Annotated in this window: 1 pseudogene; it reads right to left on the bottom strand. The window is 43.2% G+C overall.

The annotated features are described in order from the left end of the window. A pseudogene (gene tuf / locus AAEY88_RS15805) lies at positions 1–229 on the bottom strand (elongation factor Tu); the annotation flags it as partial.

Below are 229 nucleotides of genomic sequence, written 5' to 3' on the forward strand. Positions count from 1 at the left end.
GGGTAAATCAGAGTAACGACCATCTTGATGTTATCACCAGGCATAACCATTTCTACGCCTTCTGGTAACTCAATTGTGCCTGTTACGTCTGTTGTACGGAAGAAGAATTGTGGACGGTAGCCTTTGAAGAATGGAGTATGACGTCCGCCTTCTTCTTTTGACAACACGTAAACTTCTGATTCGAAAGTTGTGTGTGGGTTAATTGAACCAGGCTTAGCTAGTACTTGAC

This window comes from Psychrobacter sp. CAL346-MNA-CIBAN-0220 (genome assembly GCF_040309805.1).
Classification (GTDB): domain Bacteria; phylum Pseudomonadota; class Gammaproteobacteria; order Pseudomonadales; family Moraxellaceae; genus Psychrobacter.